General features: G+C 42.0%; 6 protein-coding genes and 1 pseudogene. All 7 read left to right on the forward strand.

What is annotated here, in order from left to right; genetic code table 11:
- Positions 1-320, forward strand: a pseudogene (locus tag RUMCAL_RS11870) (hypothetical protein); the annotation flags it as partial.
- 323 nt (positions 321-643) lie between these two features.
- Complete coding sequence (locus RUMCAL_RS11875) at positions 644-1,828, forward strand: ATP-binding protein (RefSeq protein WP_021683162.1); 1,185 nt, start codon at positions 644-646, stop codon at positions 1,826-1,828.
- Between the two features lie 556 nt (positions 1,829-2,384).
- Positions 2,385-2,654: an AAA family ATPase gene (locus tag RUMCAL_RS16715; RefSeq protein WP_341349374.1), complete on the forward strand. Its 270-nt coding sequence runs from the start codon at positions 2,385-2,387 to the stop codon at positions 2,652-2,654.
- A complete protein-coding gene (locus RUMCAL_RS11885; protein WP_021683164.1) occupies positions 2,609-3,607 on the forward strand; it encodes a helix-turn-helix transcriptional regulator in 999 nt (332 codons plus the stop codon). The genes RUMCAL_RS16715 and RUMCAL_RS11885 overlap by 46 nt, the downstream gene beginning before the upstream one ends.
- 277 nt (positions 3,608-3,884) lie before the next feature.
- Positions 3,885-4,508 (forward strand): hypothetical protein, encoded by a 624-nt coding sequence (locus RUMCAL_RS11890; protein WP_021683166.1) that lies wholly within the window; start codon positions 3,885-3,887, stop codon positions 4,506-4,508.
- 51 nt (positions 4,509-4,559) lie between these two features.
- Positions 4,560-6,767, forward strand: a complete 2,208-nt coding sequence (locus tag RUMCAL_RS11895; RefSeq protein ID WP_021683167.1) for a DEAD/DEAH box helicase family protein — start codon at positions 4,560-4,562, stop codon at positions 6,765-6,767.
- Complete coding sequence (locus RUMCAL_RS11900) at positions 6,767-7,303, forward strand: hypothetical protein (RefSeq protein WP_021683168.1); 537 nt, start codon at positions 6,767-6,769, stop codon at positions 7,301-7,303. The genes RUMCAL_RS11895 and RUMCAL_RS11900 overlap by 1 nt, the downstream gene beginning before the upstream one ends.
- Positions 7,304-7,359: the final 56 nt, after the last annotated feature.

Below are 7,359 nucleotides of genomic sequence, written 5' to 3' on the forward strand. Positions count from 1 at the left end.
TGAACGGCATCTTTGACAGTTACTGGACACAGACTGAAACCTATGAGGCTTTGAAAATGTATATCGTCCGCAATGAGAACGGCTTGCGGGATAAGATCATTCGAATGATTGCCGGAGAACATATTTCCATCAATACGAAAACATTTCAGAACGATACGTGTACTTTTGAAACCGCAGATGATATTTTGACCTTACTGGTGCATCTGGGCTATCTGACATACGACTTCGATACAAAAACCGCCTGGATTCCCAACAAGGAAGTGCGGCAAGCAACTTTTCCATCGGAAAAAGTTCTTGACAAGGTACTGCAATTGTGCTAAAATGAGAACGGAAAGAAATAATGTAGTGGCAATACAGTCACGCAATAAGAAAGCCCCCAGAGTTGCGACCTCTGGGGGCTTTCGCCTTATCCCATACAAGAATCAGGCAAAATGTTGTGCTGTTGTCGGGCTACTTCCTGCTCAGCCACTTGTAGAAGAGATATAAAATCTCATCTGCTACAACAGAAATTAAGAGAGATATTATGTAATATAGCATTAAGCATACCACCTCTTTATTTGCAGTCAAAAGTTTTTATAGTGCACTTGAAAAACTCTTGATTTTTTCTATCATTTTATGGTATACTATAAAAAGAGGTGATTGTATGGTAGAACGTAAGATCTATATGGATAAAATCAAAAAACTGCAGGACAAACAGATCATTAAAGTTGTGACAGGTGTCCGAAGATGCGGAAAATCAACGTTGCTAAGACAGTTTCAGTCGTATCTTCTGAACACTGGAGTCGAACAAGAACAGATCATTGCAATCAATTTTGAAGATGTTGAAAATGAGGGTTTGCTGGATTATCATGCGTTGCATTCTTATGTGACAGAGCGACTGGTTCCCGGTAAGATGACTTATATATTTCTGGATGAAGTTCAGGCGGTTCCGAACTTTCAGAAAGCGGTAGATTCGCTGTTTCTTCGTGAAAATACGGATATTTATATTACCGGGTCTAACGCATACTTACTTTCTGGTGAGCTTGCAACACTTCTCTCTGGAAGATATATTGAGATTCCTATGCTGCCTTTATCTTTTGCGGAATATCTGGAATTATCCGGTCTTGAAAAGCATTCTGCATGGCAGAAGTATTTTCAGAACGGCGGGTTTCCATATGCCGTACAAATTGATGATGATGCCATTCGGCATGATTATCTGGACGGCATTTATCACACAGTTTTGATCAAGGATGTGGCTTCCCGTAAACGAATCAATGACATCAGTTTATTGGAAAGTGTGATCAAGTTTATGTTCGACAATATCGGCAATATTGTATCCTCCAAGAAGATCGCAGACAGTCTGACTTCATTTGGACGAAAAACCACATCTTTAACGGCTGAAAACTATGTAACCGCTTTAACAGAAGCATTTATTCTTTACAAAGCTGAACGCTATGATATACAGGGAAAACAGCATTTAAAATCTCTGGAAAAATATTATGCCGTCGATATGGGACTTCGTCAACTGCTGCTTGGAAATCGCAGACGTGACATCGGACATATCCTTGAGAACATTGTATATCTGGAACTGATTCGCAGAGGATACCATGTCAGCATTGGTAAAGTGGGTGAACTGGAAGTAGACTTTGTTGCAGAACGCAGCGGAGAGACAGCATACTATCAGGTTTCTGCTACTGTTATGAGCGAAGATACATTCGACAGAGAAATTACGCCGTTAAAGCGGATTCGTGATAACTATCCGAAGTATATCATCACAATGGATGAAATGCCGATGGATGAAGATGGGATCAAGATCATAAATGTGATCGATTTCCTTTTGAAAAATTAGACTGTCAAGTCAAGTAACAGCACAATCAGGGAAAAGCTATTAAGCACTTCGAATGACGCAAGGGATTCTGCAACTACTCGCACAGGATAGCATGAGCGGTTTTATATGCCATTTTGTGCTGCACTGATAAAAAAACGGACTGAAAGCCGCAGTCTCTGGCTTACATCGGACTTCCCTGTGTTCTGATGCCGATCATCATCATTGCGTCTGTCTGGGAAAGCGGCTATGCCGTTCGGTATATGCTGGACTTCTCCCGGGAGGCAGCACTGGGCACATTCTGGAAATGAGAAATGAAGTGCGGTTCTGTGGATGGCTTGTGTGATGTTCCCCCTTGATGCTGTTTGTTGGTTTGGGGTGTATGGCTTGCTGGAATATACCTGGATCAAAAAGTTCCCGCCACGTTTCGTCTTGCTTTTGCAGGAGTGAGGAATGTGGCGGGATTTTTGTTTGAGGATGGTTTCAGTTGATTTTCACGCTGTTTCATGATATAATAAATGCAAGTGAGAAATCGTTATAAGACTATGAAAGGAGTTACACCATGCGTTCCGAAAGAAAAATGCTCCCCATCGGCGTTGAAAACTTTGAAAAGCTTCGCAGAAATGATATGTACTATGTCGATAAAACAGAGATCATTGCAGACCTGCTCCGGAATCATGGGGATGCAAGTCTGATTACCCGTCCCCGGCGATTCGGCAAAACACTGACCATCTTAATTTTTATATTTGATCTGTATTGTATATTTCATCACACGAAAATTGAACGGAACAGGAGTTCGATAATATGCCAAAATCAGAAAATCAAAAACAAAAGCTTCTGTATCTGCTAAAATTCTTCTATGAGGAAACTGACGAGGATCACCCTCTTACGGTTAACGAAATCATTGCAAAACTGAACCAGAACGGAATTTCTGCTGCGAGGCGTTCTATTTATGACGATATCCGTACGCTGCAAGATTTCGGAATAGATATTGTTATACGAAAAAGTAAGACTTGTGCGTATTTTTTAGGTTCCAGACTTTTTGAAACATCTGAACTGAAAATTCTCATTGACAGCATACAGTCCTCCAGATTTATTACCAAAAAGAAAAGTGAATCTATCATAAAAAGGCTGAAACAGCTCGCAAGCAAACCACAAGCACGGAGTTTTTCAGGACAAATATATATTTACGATCGTATCAAAAGCATGAACGAAAGCATTTTATACAACGTAGATACGCTGCACAACGCCATTGCAGCAAACCGCAGGATCACGTTTCGATACTTTGATTATAATATAAAAAGAGAAAAAGTTTTTCGTAAGAACGGCGAATTGTATTCTGCTGATCCTCTCGCACTGACCTTTGACAATGAAAATTATTATCTGATATCTTATCATCACAAGTATGAGGGCTATGTTCATTACCGTGTGGATAAGATGACTGATATTCATATCAGCCCTGAAAAAAGAAGCATTCCCAACGAACGATTCAATGCCGCAGCATATGTAAAGCCGATGTTTTTTATGTTTGATGGTGAAATCGAGCAAATCACAGCTTTATTTCATATATCCTATCTGAATATTATACTGGATCGATTTGGTGACAATGTGATTTTACATGAGACGGAAGATGCAGAATGCTTTCAGGCAACTTTTAAGGCGGCGGTAAGTCCGACCTTTCTTTCATGGATTATGGGATTCGGTTCAGGTGCTCTGATCCTTTCTCCACAGTGGGTTGCCGATGAATTAAAACGGCTTTCTTTGGAAACAGCAGAAATGTATACGGACATGAAAGAATCATAGTACTGTTTATAGTACACCTGTCATGATATAATGATAGCAACACCTGAGGAAATGATAGTACTAAAGTGATCTACTAAGGAAACATTGCATAAAGCCCGCCTGACGGCTTTGCACGCAATCTGCGTGCAGATTTTTCGTCATATTGCCCAGAAATCCCTTGCCATACGGAAAGTATGCCTGCGGAATTTCTATGCAATCTGTCGACCGAAAAATCTGACGACGCATCTCACGCACAAGCTTTATTCAGTGTTTCCTTAAAAATGTCAGGAGGAAAAATATGAACATCTTTGAAAAGCCGATCAACAAAGAATACGTTAGAGAATATCTTTATGATTTGAAAGATGATTTTGATGGAGAGGAATGGAATGAAGATTTTGAGGAATTACCAGATGTATTCTATCAAAATGATACCGTAAGGATTTCACATCTATCCGAAAAGAACGTTGTGGAATGTGTTTTTTTACAAGATGATGTCAATGTTTATTTTGCTTTCATAAATATCGATGTTTCTGAAAACGGTTTACAAAACGCCTTGACAGCCATTTCCCGGTCAGATGCTGATTGTGCTGAAAAATTCGATCGCATCTGTGAATTGATCTTCCACAAAAAATTTGACAGGTCGCTCGAAAAGATCGATGAATATGGACTTTCCCTGAGATGTTCTGTCTATAGCGAAATTGCTGAAAAGGATAATGCAAACGCTCAATATGAACGTTTAGGCAACGAGTTTGCAGTTGATGTTGGGTTTCATTTTAACAATGCAAAGGTTAATCTATGCTTTTTCTCAGAAGAAATTGCTGCCATTCGGGAAAATCATAAAATTGCAGAGTTAGCAAACCGGATAACTTCTTATGATAAAAAACTGAGGGATTGCCTTAACAATCTCTATCATTACCTATAATGGTGTCGAGTAGCGTAAACTTATAAAATTCTTATATTTTGAGGTGAAAATATGCCAATTATGATTGAAAACATCAACGCCCAGACGATCACCCCGGCACTGGGAAAGAATCCACGACAGCTCTATGAACATCAGGAAGAGGCAATCCGGAAGTTAGATGCCATGGACAAAAAAGGGTCATTCCGTACCCTGCTTGTTTTGCCCACAGGCGGCGGAAAAACGTTAACAGCCGTATATTGGCTGCTTCGGAATGCAGTAGACCAGAACAAAAAGATTCTCTGGCTTGCACACAGGCATCTGCTCCTGGAGCAGGCGGCAGAGGCTTTCGCCCGAAACGCCTATACTGATACAATGGTAAACCGCACGGTTTTCAATTACCGCATCATTTCCGGAATGCACGATAAGCCCGTACATATTCAGAAAACCGACCGTATTCTTATTGCCAGCAAGGACAGCATGATCCGCAGTCTGGATAAACTGAAAAACTGGCTGAATGGGGAAGAAATCTATCTGGTGATCGACGAGGCACATCACGCCGTGGCGAAATCCTACAAGAAAATTATCCAGTATGTTGCAGATCACGCGAAATCCATGAAGCTGCTGGGACTCACGGCGACACCGTTCCGTACCTCGGAGGACGAGCAGGGTGCTTTAAAACAAGTCTTTACAGATGATATTGTGTACAAAACTGACCTCGATGCCCTTATAAAAAAGGGTATCCTTGCAACTCCGAAATTCAAAAAATGGAATACAAATCTACAGTTTACGGAGCACTTAGGCGTTAAGGCGTTGAAAAGCATAGAAAATCTGGATATGCTGCCAGAAAATATCGTTAATGATATTGCAGGAAGTAAGGAACGTAACAGAATTATCGTTGATGAATATATAAATAACTATGAAAAATACGGGCCTACCATTGTTTTTGCACTGAATAAAAATCACGCGATTACCTTAAATGCACTTTTTAACGAAAAGGGAAAAAAATACGGTATCAAATCAGAGTTTATCATTTCCGAAGTACAGGATATGATAACAGGCATCACCATTTCCAATGCAGACAACGAACGCAAAATCGAAGCATACCGCAATGGAGAAATCCAGGTACTCATCAACGTCAATATCCTCACAGAGGGAACAGACCTGCCAAAGACCCATACGGTATTTCTGACACGCCCCACCGTTTCCACAACACTGATGACGCAGATGGTTGGAAGGGCACTTCGGGGTCTTAAAGCTGGCGGTACAAAGGAAGCATACATTGTCACCTTTATTGATAACTGGAACGATAAAATCGCATGGGTAAATCCGGAAACACTTACGGAGGCAGAGTATCACGAAAAAGAGACCCTTGCCGAGACCCAAAAGCAGCAGATCCGGCTGATCGCAATTTCAAAGATCGAAGAGTTCGCACGAATGGCAGATGCTGCCGTGGATACGTCCGCATTGGACAGCACGCCGGCAATCGAACTGATTCCTCTTGGTATGTATATGCTGTCCACGCTGGAATGCAATCACCAGATTCTGGTATACAACAGCACACAGAATGCCTACCAGAGCCTGATCCGTGACCTGCCCAATCTGATGGAGCATTACAGCATTGAGGGTGAAACCATTCCGGAAGAAACGCTGGACGACATGACCGAGCATTGTTTCCAAAGCTACTTTGACGAAAATATGATTCCCTCCTGCAATCGGAACGACATCGAGCATCTGCTGAAGTTTTATGCACAGAAGGCTGTTGCACCTCTGTTTGTGACGATCGATGAAATGGAGCGAAAAAAGCTGGATGTTTCTGAAATCGCAAAAAGGATCTACGACGAAGATATGCGTAGAAGCGAGAAAAATGCCTATATTCAGAGCCTTTGGGCGGAAGAGGGCAGCCTGCTCCCTGTGTACTATACCAACCCGTACTTCTTTAAGAAGCTGATCGATCTGGAACTGGACAAGCTGGACGGAGACATTGAAATTGCAGCAGCAGAACCGCAGACAGAAGCAGAACTGCGAAATCTCGAACAGTTACCCCTACAGAAGATCATTGAACTGTATCCGAAAATTGGCTTGCAACTAAAGGAAGACGCTTTTGCTGCTGCAAGAAATGATGACGGCAGCTATGTATGTGCCGGCTGCGGTGAAGTATTTCCGACACGGCTCTTTTTGCAGGTAGATCATATTGTCCCCATGGCAAAAGGCGGTCTGAGTGTTCCGGATAATTTACAGGTACTTTGCAGAACCTGCAACCAGCGTAAGGGAGATCACTGATGTCACATACAGCATATTGGATCACGCCAGACGATGTTGCGGTATATCTATTTCTCGAAAATACGTCTCACCAAAGAGAAAACGAGATTTTATGGGACTTGTTTGAAAATCACAAGGCACATATCCCGACAGAATATGGCAGCACATATTTGCAGTTCAAGCAGAGCGTCATGAATCTGCTGAACATTTACGAACTGGATGCAGTTTCCTATGACGAAGCGGCACTGATCCTAATGGAAATAGAGCATACTTCGCTTTATTCCGAGGAAGAATCCGATTGCTTTGACGCTTATTTTAAGCTGATCTGGCTGCAATTGAGGTATTCCGGCATCGCATACCGGAAAGTGAAACTGAGAAAGCTGCTGCGGGATTTTGGCTACAAAAGAAGGTCGGAAAAACTGACAAGCCGCATACAGCAGGCAATCGACAAGCTAGAGCTGAAAACGTACCTGCGGGGATATGTGCCATGCAGCATTGATGCTATTTCGCTTGAGGATGTGATTGTGATTCGGTTGGGTGAGGGCAGTATGTTGTAACAGAGCGGTACCCCATATCCTAAAGGCAACACCGCACAAAGCTTGTGCGTAAGGTG

The organism is Ruminococcus callidus ATCC 27760, from assembly GCF_000468015.1.
In the GTDB taxonomy this organism is placed as follows: domain Bacteria; phylum Bacillota; class Clostridia; order Oscillospirales; family Ruminococcaceae; genus Ruminococcus_C; species Ruminococcus_C callidus.